This is a genomic window from Sphingomonas sp. SORGH_AS_0789, from assembly GCF_031453055.1.
In the GTDB taxonomy this organism is placed as follows: domain Bacteria; phylum Pseudomonadota; class Alphaproteobacteria; order Sphingomonadales; family Sphingomonadaceae; genus Sphingomonas.
The window spans coordinates 2,713,710-2,730,964 of the sequence record NZ_JAVIYV010000001.1 but is presented as its reverse complement, the minus strand read 5'-3'; the positions used below and the strand labels follow the sequence as shown (position 1 = coordinate 2,730,964).

At 67.5% G+C, this 17,255-nt stretch carries 14 protein-coding genes and 1 tRNA gene; 7 read left to right on the top strand and 8 right to left on the bottom strand.

Annotated features, from left to right (window positions below):
• Positions 1–30 precede the first annotated feature (30 nt).
• Positions 31–2,085 (bottom strand): ATP-dependent DNA helicase RecG, encoded by a 2,055-nt coding sequence (gene recG / locus QE360_RS12555; protein ID WP_309701965.1) that lies wholly within the window; start codon positions 2,083–2,085, stop codon positions 31–33.
• A gap of 78 nt (positions 2,086–2,163) precedes the next feature.
• Between recG and QE360_RS12550 the strand changes: the two genes are divergently transcribed.
• Positions 2,164–2,430 (top strand): succinate dehydrogenase assembly factor 2, encoded by a 267-nt coding sequence (locus QE360_RS12550; RefSeq protein ID WP_309701963.1) that lies wholly within the window; start codon positions 2,164–2,166, stop codon positions 2,428–2,430.
• Between the two features lie 146 nt (positions 2,431–2,576).
• Complete coding sequence (gene mfd / locus QE360_RS12545) at positions 2,577–6,044, top strand: transcription-repair coupling factor (protein ID WP_309701961.1); 3,468 nt, start codon at positions 2,577–2,579, stop codon at positions 6,042–6,044.
• A 91-nt stretch (positions 6,045–6,135) separates the two neighbouring features.
• Here the strand turns inward: mfd and QE360_RS12540 are convergent, their stop codons facing one another.
• Positions 6,136–6,567 (bottom strand): SgcJ/EcaC family oxidoreductase, encoded by a 432-nt coding sequence (locus QE360_RS12540; protein ID WP_309701959.1) that lies wholly within the window; start codon positions 6,565–6,567, stop codon positions 6,136–6,138.
• Positions 6,555–8,288, bottom strand: a complete 1,734-nt coding sequence (locus QE360_RS12535) for a GGDEF domain-containing phosphodiesterase (RefSeq protein ID WP_309701957.1) — start codon at positions 8,286–8,288, stop codon at positions 6,555–6,557. The genes QE360_RS12540 and QE360_RS12535 overlap by 13 nt, the downstream gene beginning before the upstream one ends.
• A 77-nt stretch (positions 8,289–8,365) precedes the next feature.
• Here QE360_RS12535 and moaA point away from each other — a divergent pair, with 77 nt between their 5' ends.
• The 3 genes from moaA (at position 8,366) to QE360_RS12520 (ending at position 10,388) form a co-directional block, all read left to right on the top strand.
• A complete protein-coding gene (moaA, locus tag QE360_RS12530; RefSeq protein ID WP_405052593.1) occupies positions 8,366–9,397 on the top strand; it encodes a GTP 3',8-cyclase MoaA in 1,032 nt (343 codons plus the stop codon).
• Positions 9,394–10,173 carry an NAD kinase gene (locus QE360_RS12525; RefSeq protein ID WP_309701954.1) on the top strand — a complete coding sequence of 260 codons (780 nt, stop codon included), beginning with the start codon at positions 9,394–9,396 and terminating at the stop codon, positions 10,171–10,173. The genes moaA and QE360_RS12525 overlap by 4 nt, the downstream gene beginning before the upstream one ends.
• A gap of 140 nt (positions 10,174–10,313) precedes the next feature.
• A tRNA-Asn gene (locus QE360_RS12520) sits at positions 10,314–10,388 on the top strand.
• A 39-nt stretch (positions 10,389–10,427) separates the two neighbouring features.
• Here QE360_RS12520 and QE360_RS12515 read toward each other — a convergent pair.
• The 3 genes from QE360_RS12515 to QE360_RS12505 all read right to left on the bottom strand — a co-directional run bounded on the left by QE360_RS12515 (position 10,428) and on the right by QE360_RS12505 (position 12,427).
• Positions 10,428–11,576, bottom strand: a complete 1,149-nt coding sequence (locus tag QE360_RS12515) for a glutathionylspermidine synthase family protein (RefSeq protein ID WP_309701952.1) — start codon at positions 11,574–11,576, stop codon at positions 10,428–10,430.
• Positions 11,573–11,950, bottom strand: coding sequence for a hypothetical protein (locus tag QE360_RS12510; protein ID WP_309701950.1), 378 nt, complete (start codon positions 11,948–11,950; stop codon positions 11,573–11,575). Before QE360_RS12510 ends, QE360_RS12515 begins: the two co-directional genes overlap by 4 nt.
• 117 nt (positions 11,951–12,067) lie before the next feature.
• On the bottom strand, positions 12,068–12,427 hold the full coding sequence (locus QE360_RS12505) for a glycine zipper 2TM domain-containing protein (RefSeq protein WP_387431621.1): 360 nt from the start codon (positions 12,425–12,427) through the stop codon (positions 12,068–12,070).
• A 122-nt stretch (positions 12,428–12,549) separates the two neighbouring features.
• Between QE360_RS12505 and QE360_RS12500 the strand changes: the two genes are divergently transcribed.
• A complete protein-coding gene (locus tag QE360_RS12500) occupies positions 12,550–12,969 on the top strand; it encodes a secondary thiamine-phosphate synthase enzyme YjbQ (protein WP_309701946.1) in 420 nt (139 codons plus the stop codon).
• A gap of 125 nt (positions 12,970–13,094) precedes the next feature.
• Entirely contained in the window at positions 13,095–13,676 is a 582-nt protein-coding gene (locus QE360_RS12495; protein ID WP_309701944.1) for a CC0125/CC1285 family lipoprotein, read from the top strand.
• Positions 13,677–14,117: 441 nt separating this feature from the next.
• On the opposite strand, the gene secA is transcribed toward QE360_RS12495, so the two are convergent.
• Both secA and QE360_RS12485 read right to left on the bottom strand, forming a co-directional pair.
• Complete coding sequence (gene secA, locus QE360_RS12490; protein ID WP_309701942.1) at positions 14,118–16,862, bottom strand: preprotein translocase subunit SecA; 2,745 nt, start codon at positions 16,860–16,862, stop codon at positions 14,118–14,120.
• 109 nt (positions 16,863–16,971) lie between these two features.
• Complete coding sequence (locus QE360_RS12485; protein ID WP_309701940.1) at positions 16,972–17,232, bottom strand: hypothetical protein; 261 nt, start codon at positions 17,230–17,232, stop codon at positions 16,972–16,974.
• Between the last annotated feature and the right edge of the window lie 23 nt (positions 17,233–17,255).

Genomic DNA, 17,255 nt, shown 5'->3' with positions numbered 1-17,255 from the left:
CCGCGCTCAACGCCAGCCAAGCCGCTTCGTTCAGCCCGAGCGCAACAGCGCCACGCCCGCATCCCGCTCGAACAGATAGAGCGCGGTCCGCGCCGCCTGGCCGCGCGGCGCCTCCAACCCGCCGTCGCGGTCGATCAGCAGCCGCGCATCGTCCTGCGCGCATTGCATCAGGTCGGCCATATTCTCCGGCGTCGCGAGCCGGAACGCCATTTCCCCCGATTGCCGCGTGCCGAGCAGTTCGCCCGCCCCGCGCAGCCGCAGATCCTCCTCGGCGATGCGGAAGCCGTCATTGGTCTCGCGCATCAACGCGAGCCGCGCCCGCGACGTCTCCGACAGATGCGAACCGCGCAGCAACAGACAGCGCGACAGCCCCCCGCCCCGCCCGACGCGCCCGCGCAGCTGGTGCAGCTGGGCCAGGCCGAAGCGGTCGGCATGTTCGATCACGATCAGCGTGGCGTTGGGCACGTCCACCCCCACCTCGATCACCGTCGTCGCGACCAGCACGCCCAGCCGCCCGCCCGCGAACGCTTCCATCACGGCGTCCTTCTTGGCGGGCTTCATCTTGCCATGGACGAGGCCGACCCGCTCGCCGAACCGCGCGCGCAGGCTCTCGGCGCGCATCTCGGCGGCGGCGAGGTCGGACTTCTCGCTTTCCTCGACCAGCGGGCAGACCCAATAGGCCTGACCGCCATCGGACAGATGCCGGCCGAGCGCGTTGACCACCTCGTCCAGCCGGTCCTCGGACACCACGCGCGTCTCGATCGGCTGGCGACCCGGCGGCATCTCGTCCAGGCGGCTGACATCCATTTCGCCATAATTGGCCAGCGTCAGCGTGCGCGGGATCGGCGTCGCGGTCATCGCCAGCAGATGCGGCGGCGCCTTGCCCTTGGCGGACAGCATCATCCGCTGCGCCACGCCGAAGCGATGCTGTTCGTCCACCACGACCAGCGCGAGGTCGCGGTACGTCACCGTTTCCTGGAATATGGCGTGGGTGCCGACCAGGATGTCGATCTCTCCCGCCGCCAGCGCCATCAGTGTGGCCTCGCGCGCCTTGCCCTTGTCGCGGCCCGTGAGCACCGCGATCTCGACCGGCAGCCCGGCGAGCGTCTTGCGGAGCGTCTCATAATGCTGGCGCGCGAGGATTTCGGTCGGGGCCAGCATCGCTGCTTGCGCCCCCGCCTCGACCGCGATCAGCATCGCCATCGCCGCGACCAGCGTCTTGCCCGCGCCCACATCGCCCTGGAGCAGCCGCAGCATCGGCGCATCCTGCGCGAGATCGCCCTCGATCTCGCGCACCGTCCGGCTCTGCGCGCCGGTCAGCGTATAGGGCAGCTTGAGTATGTCCCGCAGCCGCCCGTCGCCGTTCAGCGCCCGACCGCGCCGCTTGCGGGTGTCGGCGCGAACCAAGGTCATCGCCAGTTGGTTGGCGAACACCTCGTCATAACCCAGCCGCTCGCGCGCCTTCGCATCGGCGGGGTCTGCATGGATGCGGGCAAGCGCCTCCCTCCAGTCGGGCCAGCCGCGCTGCGCCTTCAGCCCCGGCTCGATCCATTCGGGCAGGTCGGGCGAACGCTCCACCGCCTGCGCCGCCAGCGCGCCCAGCCGTCGGGAGGTGATCCCCTCCGACAGCGGATAGATCGCCTCGCGCTCGCGAAACCCCTCGGCGCTGTCGCCCAGGTCGGGATGGACGATCTGCAAATCCTGGCCGTACAGGTCGAGCCGCCCCGACACGACCTTGGTCTCGCCGATGGGAAGCAGTTTCTTCACCCAGCCCGAATTGCCGCCGAAATAGACGAGCGCGACGCTGTTGCCGCGCGCATCCTCGGCGCGCACCCGCGTCGGCCCACGCGGAGAGGAGGAAACCCGGTGCTCCTTCACGATCAGCGGGATGGCGATCACCCGCCCCGCGTCCGACACCATCAGTTCGTCGCGGGGAAAGCGGTCGATATGCCCGGTCGGCAAATGAAAGGCGACATCGACCACGCGCGCGATGCGCAGGCGTTCGAGCGGCTTGGCGAGGCCGGGCCCGACGCCTTTCAGCGACGTGACCTCGGCGAACAGCGGATTGAGGATATCGGGACGCATGACTAGATGGGTCTGTATAGCCTCTGCTTCGCGCGCCGCCAGAGCGTGCGGAGCCTATTCTCGTTGGATCGGAATCCCATGGACCACGAAACCCGTATCAAGCGCCTTCGCTTCCGCGCATGGCATCGCGGCACCAAGGAAGCCGATCTGATGATCGGCGGCTTCTTCGACGCGCATCATGAGACGCTCAGCCTCGAAGAGCTCGACTGGTTCGAGGCGCTGCTGGAGGAACAAGATGTCGACATCATGGCCTGGGCCATCGGCACGCAAGCCTGTCCCCCGCAATGGGACGGCCCGGTGATGCAGCGGATGCGCGCGCTGAATTTCGTGCCGATCGCCCGGTAACATCGTCGCCCCAGCGCAGGCTGGGGCCTTTGGCGGCTGTTCTTCCCTTGCCGTACGAGATCCCGGCCTTCGCCGGGATGACGGATGAAGGGGAAATTTCCCGCGACACGCGTTTGGCCCTTTGCTTTTCCCAGCTTCGGAACCCCATGCCCGATATCAAGACGATCCTGACCGCCAAGAGCCCGCTGACCCTGTCGGGCGTTCCGGCGGGGTTCCTGCCGGTGCTGCTGGCCGACCTGTCGCGCGCCGCGACGACCCGCGCGGTATTCATCTGCGCCGACGAAGCGCAGATGCGCGAGCTAGCCTCGACCGCGCCCTATTTCGCGCCCGAGCTGGAAATCTTGCAGATCCCGGCTTGGGACTGCCTGCCCTATGACCGTGCCTCGCCGACCTTGCGGGTCATGGCGGAGCGGATCGCGGGGCTGCACCGGCTCCAGGCCAAGCCGAAGACGCCGCAGCTGGTGCTGACCACCGCCAATGCCGCGACCCAGCGCGTATTGACGCCGTTCCGCATCCGGCAACTGGTCGCCCGCCTCGCGCCCGGTGAGCGGATCGGGCTGGAGAAACTAGCGACGCTCCTCCAGGCAAACGGCTATGTCCGCACCGAGACGGTGCACGACCAGGGCGAGTTCGCGGTGCGCGGCGGGCTGGTCGACCTGTTCCCCAGCGGCGAGGAACAGGCGCTGCGGCTCGATTTCTTCGGCGACGAGATCGAGAGCGTCCGCACCTTCGACCCCGCCGACCAGCGGACCACGGGGCGGATCGAGGGTTTCACCCTGCTCCCCGCGTCGGAAGCCTTGCTCGACGAGGAATCGATCAAGCGCTTCCGTACCCGCTACCGCGAAACCTTCGGCGCGACCGCAACCGGCGATCCGCTCTATCAGGCGGTGTCCGAGGGGCGGCGCATGGCGGGGATGGAGCATTGGCTGCCGCTGTTCGAGGAGAAGCTGTCGACGCTGTTCGACCATCTCGGCGACGGCGCGGTCGTCGTGCGCGACAATGGCGTCGCAGCGGCGGCGAGCGGCCGGTTCGACGCGATCGCCGACTATTACGAGAACCGCAAACGCGCGGAAGCCGCGCAGCCGGGCAGCTTCCGACCCCTGCCCGCCAAAGCGCTCTACCTGACGGACAAGGAATGGGAGGCGGGGCTGGAGGCGGCGACCGCGCACCTCGTCTCGCCCTTCCACGAGCCCGAAAGCGCCACCGTGCTCGATTTCGAGGTGGACGGCGCGCGCGACTTCGCCCCCGAACGCGCGGCCCATGCCAATATCTATGAGGCGGTGGTCGATCATGTCGAGGCGCTGCGCAAGGAAGGCCGCAAGCCCGTCCTCGCCAGCTATTCCAATGGCGCGCGCGAACGGCTCGGCAGCCTGTTGAAGGATCATGGCCTGAAGGGCGCCAAGGCCGCCGAGAGCTGGCAGGAAGCGCTGGGCATCGCCGATACGGCGAAGAGCTTCGGCGTGGCGCTCGTCGTCCTGCCGCTCGACCATGGCTTTACCGCGCCGGGCATTGCGGTGCTGACCGAGCAGGACATGCTGGGCGACCGGCTGGTCCGGCGGCAAAAAAGGCGCAAGTCGGCCGACGCCTTCCTGGCGGAACTGGCGACCCTCTCGCCCGGCGATCTGGTGGTGCACTCGGATCACGGCATCGGCCGCTATGAGGGGCTGACCTCGATCCCCGTCGGCAAGAGCCCGCACGACTGCGTCGCGCTCTCCTATGCGGGCGGCGACAAGCTGTACGTGCCGGTCGAAAATCTCGAAGTCCTGACCCGTTACGGCTCGGGCGAGGACGGCGCGACGCTCGACCGCCTCGGCGGCGAGGCGTGGCAGCGGCGTAAGTCGAAGATGAAGGAGCGCATCCGCGAGATCGCGGGTGAACTGATCGCCACCGCCGCCGAACGCGCGCTGCGCCCCGGCGAAGTGGCCGAGCCCGACAGCGCGGGCTATCCGGCGTTCGTCGACCGTTTCCCCTATGAGGAGACCGACGATCAGGACCGGGCGATCGACGATGTGCTGGGCGACCTGACCGCGGGCAAGCCGATGGACCGGCTGATCGTCGGCGATGTCGGCTTCGGCAAGACCGAGGTCGCGCTGCGTGCCGCCTTCGTCGCGGCGATGGCGGGGATGCAGGTGGCGGTGGTCTGCCCGACCACGCTGCTCGCGCGCCAGCATTACAACAATTTCGTGGCTCGGTTCGAGGGCTTCCCGATCAAGATCGGCCGCCTCTCCCGCCTGGTCACCGCGACCGAGGCCAAGAAGGTCAAGGACGGCGCGGCGTCGGGCGATATCGACATCGTCGTCGGCACCCATGCGCTGCTGGCGAAGAATGTCGAGTTCAAGCGGCTCGGCCTCGTCATCGTCGACGAGGAACAGCGGTTCGGCGTGACGCACAAGGAGCGGCTGAAGGCGCTGAAGGCAGATGTCCATATGCTGACGCTGACCGCCACGCCGATCCCGCGCACGCTGCAAATGGCGATGTCGGGCCTGCGCGAGCTCTCGGTGATCCAGACGCCGCCGGTCGACCGCCTCGCGGTGCGCACCTATGTCATGCCCTGGGACCCGGTGGTGCTGCGCGAGGCACTGCTGCGCGAACATTATCGCGGCGGGCAGAGCTTCCTCGTCACCCCGCGCGTCGCCGACCTGCCGGATATCGAAGAGTACCTCCGCAAGGAGGTGCCCGAGGTCCGCTATGTCGTCGCGCACGGCCAGATGTCGCCGACCGAGGTCGAGGAGCGCATGTCGGCCTTCTACGACCGCAAGTTCGAGGTGCTGGTTTCGACCACCATCATCGAAAGCGGCATCGACATTCCTTCCGCCAACACGATGATCGTCAACCGCGCCGACCGCTTCGGCCTCGCCCAGCTCTACCAGCTGCGCGGGCGCGTCGGCCGGTCGAAGACGCGCGCCTATGCCTATATGGTGACGCCGCCCGAGCGGATGATGACCGAGGCGGCGGAGAAAAGGTTGAAGGTGCTGTCCGACCTGGATTCGCTGGGCGCCGGCTTCCAGCTGGCCAGCCACGACCTCGACATTCGCGGGGCGGGCAACCTGCTCGGCGACGAACAGTCGGGGCATATCAAGGAGGTCGGTTACGAACTCTATCAGTCGATGCTGGAAGAGGCGATCCTGGAGGCCAAGGCGGGTGGCGCGTTCGAGAAGAAGCGCGACTTCTCGCCCCAGATCACCGTCGATGCACCGATCCTGATCCCCGAGGACTATGTCCCCGATCTCGACCTGCGCATGGGGCTGTATCGCCGCCTCAACGACCTGGAAAAGCACAGGGAAGTCGAGGAATTCGCCGCCGAGATGATCGACCGCTTCGGCCCGCTGCCCGAGGCGACCGACAATCTGATCCAGGTCATCAAGATCAAGCTGAACGCCAAGACGGCCTGCATCGCCAAGATGGACGTCGGCCCGCGCGGAGTGCTGATCAGCTTCCACGACAACCGTCCGCCCAATGTCGACGGTCTGTTCGCCTATGTCGAGCGGCTGGGCGACCTCGCCAAGCTGCGCCCCGACGGCAAGCTGGTCCTCAACCGCGCCTGGCCCGACGCCAAGGCTCGGCTGCACGGCGCGCTGCAACTGTCCAAGGGATTGGCGAAGGCGGCGGGGTAGATACCGTCGCCCCAGCGCAGGCTGGGGCCTTTCTCGACGAGGTCCGACGATCGCGAGAGGCCCCAGCCTGCGCTGGGGCGACAGCATGTGCCTAGCTGCTGTGATCGGCGACGATCTTCCAGCCATCGGAGCGGTGCTCGAAGACCAGGGTGGTCATCCCGCTCTCGTCCTTGGCACCGCCCGTCAGCATCCAGCGCGCGAACAGGATGCGCCGCTCGCCGATCCGCTTGCATTCGAGAAAGGCGAAGCGCAGCTGTCCTCGGCTGTTGCCCCCGGCTGCGAAGCTCTTCCGGTAGTTGTCGGCGATCGCGGCCTTTCCGCGGATCAGCCCCTTGCTGCCGACGAAAACCGCATCGGGAGCATAGATCGCCATGAAGCGGTCCAGATCGCCCGCATTCCATCCCGCCGCGCTCGCCACCATCGTCGCGCGGATCGCCGCTTCCGCCGGATCGACGGCGGGGGCCGCCGCATGGGCGGCCATCGGGGCCAGCGCGACCGCCGCCATCACCATCACTTCGCGCATTCCATCTCCTCCTCGACCATCGCGAGCAGATCGGGCCCATCGAGCGGCGCGGCGCGCAGGAAACCCTGATAGGTCTCGCAGCCCAGACGGCCGAGCAACTGCGCCTGCTCATGCGTCTCGACCCCCTCGGCGATGATGCCCATGCCCAGTTGCGTCGCGATCCCGATCACCCCGCGCACCACCACCCGGTCGCGCTGCGATCCGTCGACCTCGGCCACCAGCGCGCGGTCGAGCTTCAGATAGTCGATCGGCAGGCTGGTCAGATAGGCGAGGCTGGAATAGCCGGTCCCGAAATCGTCGATCGCCACCCGGACGCCCGCCGCGCGCAGCGTGTCGAGCACGACCGCCGCACGGTCGAGTTCGCTGATCAGCCCCGTCTCGGTGATCTCCACGGTCAGCCGGTCGAGCGGAAAGCCGCTTGCCGCCACCCGATCGAGGAACAGCCGGGCAAAGCCCGAGCGGCCGACATCGGCAGCGGTGATGTTGATCGACAGGCGCAGCTTGGCCAGCGGCGTGGGCCAGCATGCCGCGCGCTGCAACGCGATCTGCTGGATATGGTCGGACAGCGCCAGCCCCAGATCGGCGCGCTCGGCCGCCGCGAACAGGGGATCGGCCCCCAGCGGCCCCAGCGTCGGATGCCGCCAGCGCGCCAGGGCCTCGACGCCGGTGATCCGTCCGGTGGCGATCGCGACCTGCGGCTGGAAGACGATGTCGATCTCTCCCCGCTCGATGGCATGGTGCAGATCGGCGCCCAGCACGTCGAGCGGCGCGGCATCGCCCGGATGGGCAAAGCGCAGCATCGCCCCGTCGCTCGCCCGCGCCTTGCGCAACGCCTCGCCCGCGCGGGTCAGCAGCATGCCGGGGTCCTCGCCGGGGCGATGCTCGGCCAGGCCCAGCCGCACGCCCAGCCGGATCGGCACCGCCCCCGCCTGGAACGGCAGCGCGAGCAGCGCCTCCAGCGTCTCGGCGATGGCGCGCCCCTCGCCCGGTGGCGCGATCCCCGCCATGACGAACTCGGCGCCGCCCGACCGCGCGACGATCGCCCCGTCGCCAAATGCCTCGGCCGCCGCCGCCTGGATTCGCGCCTCCACCCCGCGCAACAGCATGTTGCCCGCCGGACGCCCATGCGCGGCATTGACCAGGTCCAGCCGCGACAGCGATATGACGATCGCGACGCAAGGATGACCGCGACCGATGGTGTCGGCGATCCAGCGATGGATCTCCCCCACCTCGCCATCGGCATGGCTTCGCCGCCGCCGCACGTCGAGCGTGCGCCGCGCGTGCCGATCCGCCATCTTCAGCGCGGCGCGGATCATCGCGTCGTCGGCCCCCGGCGTCAGCATATGGGTCGCCCCCGCAGCCAGAAAGGCGTCCAGCGTCATGCCGTCGCCATCGGGAACCGCGACCAGCATCGCCGCCCCCGTCGCCGCGACCACCGCGCCAAGCGCCTGCGCCGCGCGAAGTCCCGCATCCCCGTTCCACCGCGCATCGATCAGCGCGATGCGCGCCTCGCTCGTCAGGAAGGACCCGATCAGCGTGTCGCCGCCGGGCGGATCACCGTCGCGCGGCGCCATCGACCAGATCGCCCAGCCCGCGCGGATCACCGCCTCGTCCAGCGTGGGCACGGCTTTGCCGGATGCCGGGTCGCCGGGGTGGAACGAAAGCGCAAAGACCGCCGTTCCCCCCATGTGGGCGTTAAATCCGAATTCATCCTGCGTCATGAACGCATCCTATCCCCCGGCATCGGCATCACCAACGCCTATCCGTCTTGTCGACGTCCCGTCATGGGTCTAGCGATATGACCATGGGTTGCGCCTCCGCCTCACCCGGTGGGTCCTCGCGTGGGTCCCTTGTCGACCAGCATGGCCGAACCATCCGCTATCTGCGGATTTCGGTCACCGACCGGTGCGACCTGCGTTGCCGCTACTGCATGGCCGAGCAGATGACCTTCCTGCCGCGTGCCAAGCTGCTGACCCTGGACGAAATCGCGATCATCGCCGAGCGGTTCATCGCGCGCGGCGTGACCCGGATCCGCCTGTCGGGCGGCGAGCCGCTGGTCCGGCGCGACGTCGCCGATCTGGTCCGGCGGCTGGGCAGCCATGTCGGGCAGGGCCTGGACGAACTGACCATGACCACCAACGGCACCCGGCTGGCGGATCATGCCGGGGCGCTGGTCGATGCGGGCGTGCGGCGAATCAATGTCAGCCTGGACAGCCGCGATCCCGAACGGTTCCGCTACATCACCCGGCACGGCGACGTCGCGCAGGTGATCCATGGCATCCTGTCCGCGCGCGACGCCGGCCTGTCGGTCAAGATCAACATGGTCGCGCTCAAGGGGCTGAACGACGACGAGATCGGGGCGATGCTCGCCTGGTGCGTGGCCGAGGGCCTCGACCTGTCCTTGATCGAGACGATGCCGCTCGGCGCAATCGACGAGGATCGGGTCGACCGCTTCCTGCCGCTGATCGAGATATTCGACCGGCTGTCCTCGCAATTCCCGCTCGTGCGCGCCGGGCATCGGACCGGGGGCCCCGCACGATATTGGCAGGTCGAGGGCACCGGCACGCGGCTGGGCCTCATCTCCCCGCTCACCGCCAATTTTTGCGACGGTTGCAACCGGGTGAGGCTGACGACCGAGGGCAAGCTGTATATGTGTCTGGGCCATGAGGATCAGGTGGATTTGAAGGCGGCCCTGCGCGAGGGCGGGCTGCGCGCGCTGGACGAGGCGATCGATGCGGGTCTGGCGGCCAAGCCCGCGCGGCACGATTTCCGGATCGAGGCGGGATCGGCCCCGGCGGTGTCGCGTCATATGAGCGTGACCGGCGGATGACGACTCCCGTCCGGCGGGCGCTGGTCGCCTCGCCCACCGCCCCGGCGCAGGCCGCGGTCGCCGACCTGCAGAACAGCGCCGACTGGGTCGATTTCGACGAAGCCGATTATGTCATCGCGCTCGGCGGCGACGGCTTCATGCTCCAGACGCTGCACCGGATGCTCGAGCGGCGGCGTGGCCCGGTGCCGGTGTTCGGCATGAACCTGGGCACAGTCGGCTTCCTGATGAACGAGTGGCGCGGCTATGGGCTGGAGGACCGGCTGTCCCGCGCCAAGCCGTTCCGCGTCACCCCGCTGAAGATGACCGCGACCGGGATCGACGGCCGGGTCCACACGCTGCCCGCGATCAACGAGGTGTCGCTGCTGCGCGAGACGCGCCAGACCGCCAAGCTGGAGGTCATGGTCAATGGGCGCATCGTCCTGCCCGAACTGGCGTGCGACGGCATCTTGGCCGCCACTCCGGCGGGGTCGACCGCCTATAATTTCTCGGCGCAAGGGCCGATCCTGCCGCTCGGCTCCGCGCTGATCGCGCTGACCCCGATCAGCCCTTTCCGTCCCCGGCGCTGGCGCGGAGCGATCCTGCCCGACAAGGCGCGCATCTCGATCCGCGTGCTCGATCCCGGCAAACGCCCCGTCTCGGCGGTGGCCGACCAGCGCGAGGTGCGCGACGTGGCGCAGGTCGATATCTGCATGGACCGCTCGCGCGAGTTGACGCTGATGTTCGATCCCGAACACGCCCTCGATGATCGCATCACGATGGAGCAGTTCGTCGCCTGACGGGCGACGGGGGGAGCAGTTCGTCGCCTGACCCGCATTTTATCCACAGCTTTGACGGCGGGGCTTACGCGATACCGTCAAAAAAGGGGTTGCGGCTTTTTTCGAGCCCTTTATAGGACCCCTCCACAGCGCCGGAACATTCCCTGATAGCTCAGCGGTAGAGCTCTCGACTGTTAATCGAGCGGCCGTAGGTTCGAATCCTACTCAGGGAGCCACCGGCGCTGTCTTTCCCCAGACAGCGCCAGCATGACGGATCAGCCGTCGATCACATGCGGAACGAACCGCGCCGTGTTCGAGGTGATCAGCCCGTCCTCGCGGATACCCATCCCGACCGCCGCGCCGTCGACCACCCAGCTGCCAAGAACCGGAAAACATACCGGCGCCGTCTCCGGCAGGCGATAGAGCGACTGGTACACATAGCCCTCCTCGCCATATTCGCCCTTCGTCTCGGCGATGATGTCGCCCGCGCGGCGGATCGAGACATTGGCGCCTTCGCGCGACAGGAGCGGCTTGGCCACCGCATCGCCGTCGGGGATCGTGAAGCTGGCGGGCAGCAGGTTGGGATGGCCCGGAAACAGGTCCCATAGCACCGGCAGGATCGCCTTGTTCGACCAGATCATCTTCCAGATCGGTTCGATCCATAGCGTGTCGCCGCGCGCCAGATTGTCGAGCAGATGCGGCGCGAAGTCCTCATGGACCAGCCATTCCCACGGATAGAGCTTGAACAGCGCCTCGATCCGCATGTCGCCTTCGTCGACAAAACAATGGTCGTCATGGTGCCAGCCGATCCGCTCCATCAGGATCGGCACGGTCGTAATTCCCGCCGCCTCGGCGGTATCGCGCAGATAGGCCGCCGTGATCGCGTCCTCGCCCGCCAGATCGGCGACATGGGCGACGTGCAGCGTGGCGGGCAGATCGGGGGCGATCTCCGCCCAGCGCGCGACCAGCGCCTCGTGCAGGCTGTTGAACTGGTCCAGCCGGGGGAAGCATTCCTCCTTCCACGCCCATTGCACCACCGCCGCCTCCAGCAGCGAGGTCGGCGTGTCGCAGTTGAACTCGAACAATTTGGGGGCGTCCTGCCCGTCGAAGCCCAGGTCGAACCGGCCGAAGTTCAGCCCCGGCGGCTCGGCGTCCCAGGCTTCGCGGATCGGATCGTGGAACACCGGCGGAATGCCGAAGCGCGAGAGCAAGGCGGGCTCGCTGACCACCGCCTCGCCCGCCGCCAGGAACAGCCGATAGAGTTCGGTCGTCGCCGCCTCGATCCGGTCGACCTGCGCGCGGGTGAAGCGGTAGCAGGCGCTCTCGTCCCAATAAGGGCGCTCCCTGCCCTCGTGCCAGATCAGGCCGAGCGCCTCGACCTTGGCCTGCCAGTCGGGGCGTGGCGTCAGGCTCTGGCGGATCATGCGTGGATGCTGCCGAAATGGCTGGCCGAGGATCCGAACCCGCCACGACTGACCGCCGCCGCACGGGTCATCGCGCTGCCCGCCGGGGCCCTCACATAGCGGCCGCCGGGCGCAGCGCGGAAGCTGCCGCCCGTCGCGCGCTCGCCATAATAGGGAATGGAGCGGCCGCGGCCCAGAAAATACCAGAAGGCCCCGCCCCCGCCGCCCACACGGTGCTGGCGGCATCGATCGTCGGGAAGGCGCGTGCCCTGCGCATCGGTGCAGATGGCGGTGTCGTTATCGGCGGTCCAATTGTCGTCCGCCTTGGACCGATTGCACCCGCTGGCCAACAGAACCGCCGCGAGCGCCGTCGTATATCTCAGATCGAAAGCCATGAATTCCCTCCCTGCGGCCATCATGGGCCAGCAGGGCCGGTCTTGGCTAGCGCTACCGCGAGCGCATCGGCGCGAATGCGGTGGCGGCGACCGTCATGGCCGCCGCCACCGCATCGATCAGCGGCAACGGACCTTGCCGCGATCGATCGACCGCCCGAGCAGCGCGCCGCCGCCCGCGCCGAGCAGCGTGCCCAGCGTGCCGCCGCCGATGACATTGCCCAGCACGCCGCCGCCGACCGCGCCGATGACCAGCCCGGTGGTGCCGTCATTGCGCTTGCAATAGGTGCGGCCATCGCGACCCCGGAAGATCTGGTCGTCCCGGGTCAGGCGCCGTTCGCGGTGATTGCCGCGACGATAGTCGCGCGACGCATCCCAGTCGTCGCGGTCGCCATGCCAGCGATAATCGCGTTCCTGCGCGACGGCGGGCGTGGCGGCGATGGGGGCGGCAACGGTAACGACGGCCAGAGCGGCGAGCATGGCTTTCACGGCAGGTCTCCTTATCCTCGAGCCCGCACAACGCACATCAACGTCACCCGTTCAATTCGGCCCGTCCCGGGCGGAGGCTGGCATCGATCCGCACGCTGGGGCATTGAGGATGGATGCGCCAAGCCACCACGATATTGACCGTCGACACCCATGGCCAGGGCCTCACCGACATCACGCGGAGCGTCACCGCCTGGGTTCGCGAGCAGGCCATGGACGAAGGGCTGCTGACCCTGTTCTGCCGCCACACCTCGGCCTCGCTCATCATCCAGGAGAATGCCGCGCCGGAGGTCCGGACCGACATCCTCGCCTATTTCGCGCGCATCGCGCCCGAGGACCGGCATGCCTATGCCCATGACGACGAAGGACCCGACGACATGCCCGCGCACCTGCGCGCCATCCTGACCGGGGTGCATCTGTCGGTGCCGCTGATCGGCGGGCAGCTGGCGCTGGGGACGTGGCAGGGCATTTATCTGTTCGAACATCGCCGCGCGCCCCATCGTCGGCAAATCGCCATCCATATTGCCGGTCTGTGACGCACAATTCATCGCGGGAGCCAAACCGTTCATCGACCGTTCTGCCGGGATAGGGTAAACCGATTCCAGCTACAGGGCTGTTGCCGTCCGGCCCGGCCGTGCGGCAAGGAAAGGAAGAAGTGTCCATGCAATTCGGTCGGAAGATCGCGCTCGCGCTGATCGGCGCCAGCACCCTGATGGTCGCGGGATGCGCGACCGAAACCACTTACCGCCCGGCGACGGGAACGGGCTTCTACCGCACCGGCTATTCCGATCAGCAGCTGGAACCCGGCCGCTTCATCGTCAGCTTCGCCGGCAACACGGTGACGTCGCGCGACACGGTGGAGCGTTATCTGCTGTTCCGCGCCGCCGAGCTGACGCTGGCCAATGGCTATGACTATTTCGTGATGGCCGACCGCGACACGCAGCTGCGGTCGCGCACCTATTCGACCCCCGGCGCGTTCGGGCCGGGCTTTGGCGGCTGGGGCGGCGGCTGGTGGGGTCCGTCGTGGCGCTATTATGGCCGCGGCTTCGGTTGGCGCAGCTGGGACCCGTTCTGGGGTGATCCCTTCTTCGGCAACAACATGGATATCAACACGATCGACCGCTACGAGGCGACCGCCGAGGTCGTGATGCGCAAGGGGCCGATCCCGCGCGACAATCTGCGCGCCTTCGATGCGCGCGCGATCGTCAACACGATCGGGCCGACGGTGGTGATGCCCAAGTAAAACGGGCCGATCGCGACCAAAATGGGGCGGCTGCCTGCCGGGCGGCCGCCCTTTTTTGTGCCTCGGGGACACCCGCCCGCCAGCCCGGCGAATGCGGGTTTCGATCGAAGCAGGCCCCAGCCTGCGCGGGGGCGGATCGACATTCAGTATTGCTTCTTTTTGCCCTCTCCCCTGGACAGGGAAGAGGGTTAGCGAAGCTGGCTAGTGCAGTTGAGCGAGCCCGAAGGTTCGCGCGCTCGCCAAGCGAGCGCCCACCCCTCACCCAGCTCCGACTAAGCCTTTGCTCTCGCAAAGGCCAAGTCTGCGCAACCCTCTCCCCTCTGCGAGGGGCGAGGGATGGAAAGGCGTCGCTGAATGTCGATCGGCCCTAGGGTGACGAGGCATGAAAAAGGCGGCAGGCCGAAGCCCACCGCCCCTCTTTTCATTCGGCGGGAGGACGGATCAGACCGTCACCGCGCCGTGGCAATGCTTGTACTTCAGGCCCGAACCGCAGGGGCACGGCGCGTTGCGGTTCACGCGGCCTTCCCACTGGGCCGGGTCGGTGCCCAGGTCCATGCCCTCGGGCTGCGGGATCTGCATCGGCGGCATTTGCGGCTGGAGCAGGCCGCGCGCGGCGGCGTCCCAGTCGTTGCTATTGTCCTCGCCGGTGAACGGATCGAAGTGCGAGGTGATAAAGTCGGGCAGCTCGGGGAGTTCGGGCGGCGCTTGGATCTGGAACTGGGCATAGGCGATGGTGCGCGTCACATCCTCGCGGATATTGTCGAGCATCCGCTGGAACAGCGAAAACGCCTCGTGCTTATATTCGTTGATCGGCGTCTTCTGCGCATAGGCGCGCAGGTGGACGACCTGGCGCAGCGCGTCGAGCGTCGCCAGATGCTCCTTCCAGTGATGGTCGAGATTCTGGAGCAGGATCGACTTCTCGACACTGGTCCAGGTCTCGGGCTCCAGCTCCTTGGCCTTGGCCTCGACCATCGCGTCCGCCTCTGCGGTCACGCGCTCCAGCACGATTTCGGGGTCGATCGCTTCCTCGGCCAGCCAGGCGTCGATCGGCGGCTCCATGTTGAGCAGGTCCTTGAGCTGCTGCTTCATGCCCGCGACGTCCCACTGCTCGGGATAGCTGTTGGGCGGGCAGGCGGTGCCGACGATCGCGTTCACCGTCTCGGCGCGCATGTCGGCGACGACCTCGCCCACCGTCTCGGCATCCATGATGTCGGCGCGCTGCTCATAGATGACCTTGCGCTGGTCGTTCATCACGTCGTCATATTCGACGACCTGCTTGCGGATGTCGTAGTTGCGCGCCTCGACCTTCTTCTGCGCGGTCTCGATCGCCTTGGACAGCCACTTGCTGCCGATCGCCTCGCCATCCTCGATATTGCTGCGCATCATCTTGGCGAACAGCGTGTCGGGGCCGAAGATGCGCAGCAGATCGTCGTCCAGGCTGAGATAGAAGCGCGACAGGCCCGGATCGCCCTGGCGACCCGAACGGCCGCGCAGCTGGTTGTCGATGCGGCGGCTCTCATGCCGCTCGGTGCCGAGCACGAACAGGCCGCCCGCCTCCAGCACCTTCTGCTTCTCCTCGGCGATCTCGGCGCGGATGCGGGTCGCGGCGGCGTCATAGTCCGGCGTGCCCTCGACCAGATCGGGATGCTCGTCGAGCATCCGGAATTCGAGGTTGCCGCCCAGCTGGATGTCGGTGCCGCGACCCGCCATGTTGGTCGCGATGGTGACGGCGCCCAGACGACCCGCCTGCGCCACGATATGCGCCTCCATCTCGTGATAGCGGGCGTTCAGCACCTTGTGAGGCACGCCCTCCTGCACGAGGAACTCGCTGAGCAGTTCGGACTTCTCGATCGAGACGGTGCCGACCAGTACCGGCTGGCCCTTGGCGGCGTGGTCGCGAATCTTCTTGGCGATCGCCAGGAACTTGTCCTGGGTGTTCTTGTAGAACTCGTCCTCCTCGTCGACGCGCGCGATCGGCAGGTTCGTCGGGATGGTGACGACGTTGATCTTGTAGATGTCGTAGAATTCGCCCGCTTCGGTCGCGGCGGTGCCGGTCATGCCCGAAATCTTCGGGTACATGCGGAAGTAATTCTGGAAGGTGATCGAGGCCATGGTCTGGTTCTCGGGCTCGATATTGACGCCCTCCTTGGCCTCGACCGCCTGGTGAAGCCCCTCCGACCAGCGGCGCCCGTCCATCATGCGGCCGGTGAACTCGTCGATGATGACGACCTTGCCGTCCTTCACGATGTAATCGGTGTCGCGCTTGAACATCATGTTCGCGCGCAGCGCCTGATTCAGATGGTGGACGACCTGGGTATTCTCGAAATCGTAGAGATTCTCACCCTGGAGCAGCCCGGCCGCCTCCAGCAGGCGCTCGGCGCGCTCGGTGCCGTCCTCGGTCAGGATGATCGACTTCTGCTTCTCGTCCTTCTCGTAATCGTCGGCCGTCAGCTGCTTCACGATCGCATCGACGCCGATATACAGCTCGGACTTGTCGTCGGTCGGGCCCGAGATGATCAGCGGGGTGCGCGCCTCGTCGATCAGGATCGAGTCGACCTCGTCGACGATCGCGTAGTTGAAGGGGCGCTGCACCATCGACGAGCGCTCATACTTCATATTGTCGCGCAGATAGTCGAAGCCGAACTCGTTGTTCGTGCCATAGGTGATGTCGGCGTCATAGGCCGCGCGGCGCTGGCCGTCGTCTAGGTTCGGGATGATGGTCCCGGTGGTCAGGCCGAGGAAGTTGTAGACGCGGCCCATCGTCGCGGCGTCGCGGCTGGCGAGGTAATCGTTGACGGTGACGACGTGCACGCCCTTGCCGGGCAGCGCGTTCAGATAGGTGGCGAGCGTGGCGACCAGCGTCTTGCCCTCGCCCGTGCGCATTTCGGCGATCTCGCCGCGATGCAGTACGATGCCGCCGATCATCTGCACGTCATAGTGACGCTGGCCCAGCACGCGCTTCGCCGCCTCGCGCACGGTCGCGAACGCCTCGGGCAGCAGGCTGTCGAGCGTCGCGCCCTGATCGAGCTGCTCGCGGAACTTCACCGTCTGCGCGGCGAGCTGCGCGTCGGACATCGCCTCCATTTCGGGCTCGAACGCCGCGATCTTGGCGAGGGTCGGCTTGAGCGACTTGACGTAGCGGTCGTTGGACGAACCGAACAGGGACTTGGCGAGGCCGCCGAACATAAGCGATTTCCTGACTGAAATATCGTGAGATGGGCGCGCCGCCAACGGAAGGCCGGGCGCGCGCGACTGCAATGGCAAGGAAGGGGGTCGGCCGGAGCCGACGCCGGGGCTATTCGCGCCGACGGCCCATGAAGATCGCGGCGACCGGCCGCGGCGCGGTCGCCCGGAACAGCGCAAGCGGCTGAGCACTGACGACCAGCGTGGCCAGCGCCTGCACCGGCCGGGTCGCGGCGCGCGCGACGGCGGCCTGCTTGGCGGCCGCCACGATGCTGCATTCGGCCACGACACCCCGCGCCTCCTGCCCACGCGCGCTCGCACCCACGCCGGTCAGCGCGGACAAAAGGGCGGAAAGGAGCAGAAGCAGGTTCATGCGAGGCTTGTCTTAGGCAGATA

Excerpts from the sequence above, each read along its gene's own strand:
- recG (WP_309701965.1), bottom strand. The coding sequence starts at position 2,085 with ATGCGTCCCGATATCCTCAATCCGCTGTTCGCCGAGGTCACGTCGCTG.
- QE360_RS12550 (WP_309701963.1), top strand. The coding sequence starts at position 2,164 with ATGGACCACGAAACCCGTATCAAGCGCCTTCGCTTCCGCGCATGGCAT.
- mfd (WP_309701961.1), top strand. The coding sequence starts at position 2,577 with ATGCCCGATATCAAGACGATCCTGACCGCCAAGAGCCCGCTGACCCTG.
- QE360_RS12540 (WP_309701959.1), bottom strand. The coding sequence starts at position 6,567 with ATGCGCGAAGTGATGGTGATGGCGGCGGTCGCGCTGGCCCCGATGGCC.
- QE360_RS12535 (WP_309701957.1), bottom strand. The coding sequence starts at position 8,288 with ATGACGCAGGATGAATTCGGATTTAACGCCCACATGGGGGGAACGGCG.
- moaA (WP_405052593.1), top strand. The coding sequence starts at position 8,366 with ATGACCATGGGTTGCGCCTCCGCCTCACCCGGTGGGTCCTCGCGTGGG.
- QE360_RS12525 (WP_309701954.1), top strand. The coding sequence starts at position 9,394 with ATGACGACTCCCGTCCGGCGGGCGCTGGTCGCCTCGCCCACCGCCCCG.
- QE360_RS12515 (WP_309701952.1), bottom strand. The coding sequence starts at position 11,576 with ATGATCCGCCAGAGCCTGACGCCACGCCCCGACTGGCAGGCCAAGGTC.
- QE360_RS12510 (WP_309701950.1), bottom strand. The coding sequence starts at position 11,950 with ATGGCTTTCGATCTGAGATATACGACGGCGCTCGCGGCGGTTCTGTTG.
- QE360_RS12505 (WP_387431621.1), bottom strand. The coding sequence starts at position 12,427 with ATGCTCGCCGCTCTGGCCGTCGTTACCGTTGCCGCCCCCATCGCCGCC.
- QE360_RS12500 (WP_309701946.1), top strand. The coding sequence starts at position 12,550 with ATGCGCCAAGCCACCACGATATTGACCGTCGACACCCATGGCCAGGGC.
- QE360_RS12495 (WP_309701944.1), top strand. The coding sequence starts at position 13,095 with ATGCAATTCGGTCGGAAGATCGCGCTCGCGCTGATCGGCGCCAGCACC.
- secA (WP_309701942.1), bottom strand. The coding sequence starts at position 16,862 with ATGTTCGGCGGCCTCGCCAAGTCCCTGTTCGGTTCGTCCAACGACCGC.
- QE360_RS12485 (WP_309701940.1), bottom strand. The coding sequence starts at position 17,232 with ATGAACCTGCTTCTGCTCCTTTCCGCCCTTTTGTCCGCGCTGACCGGC.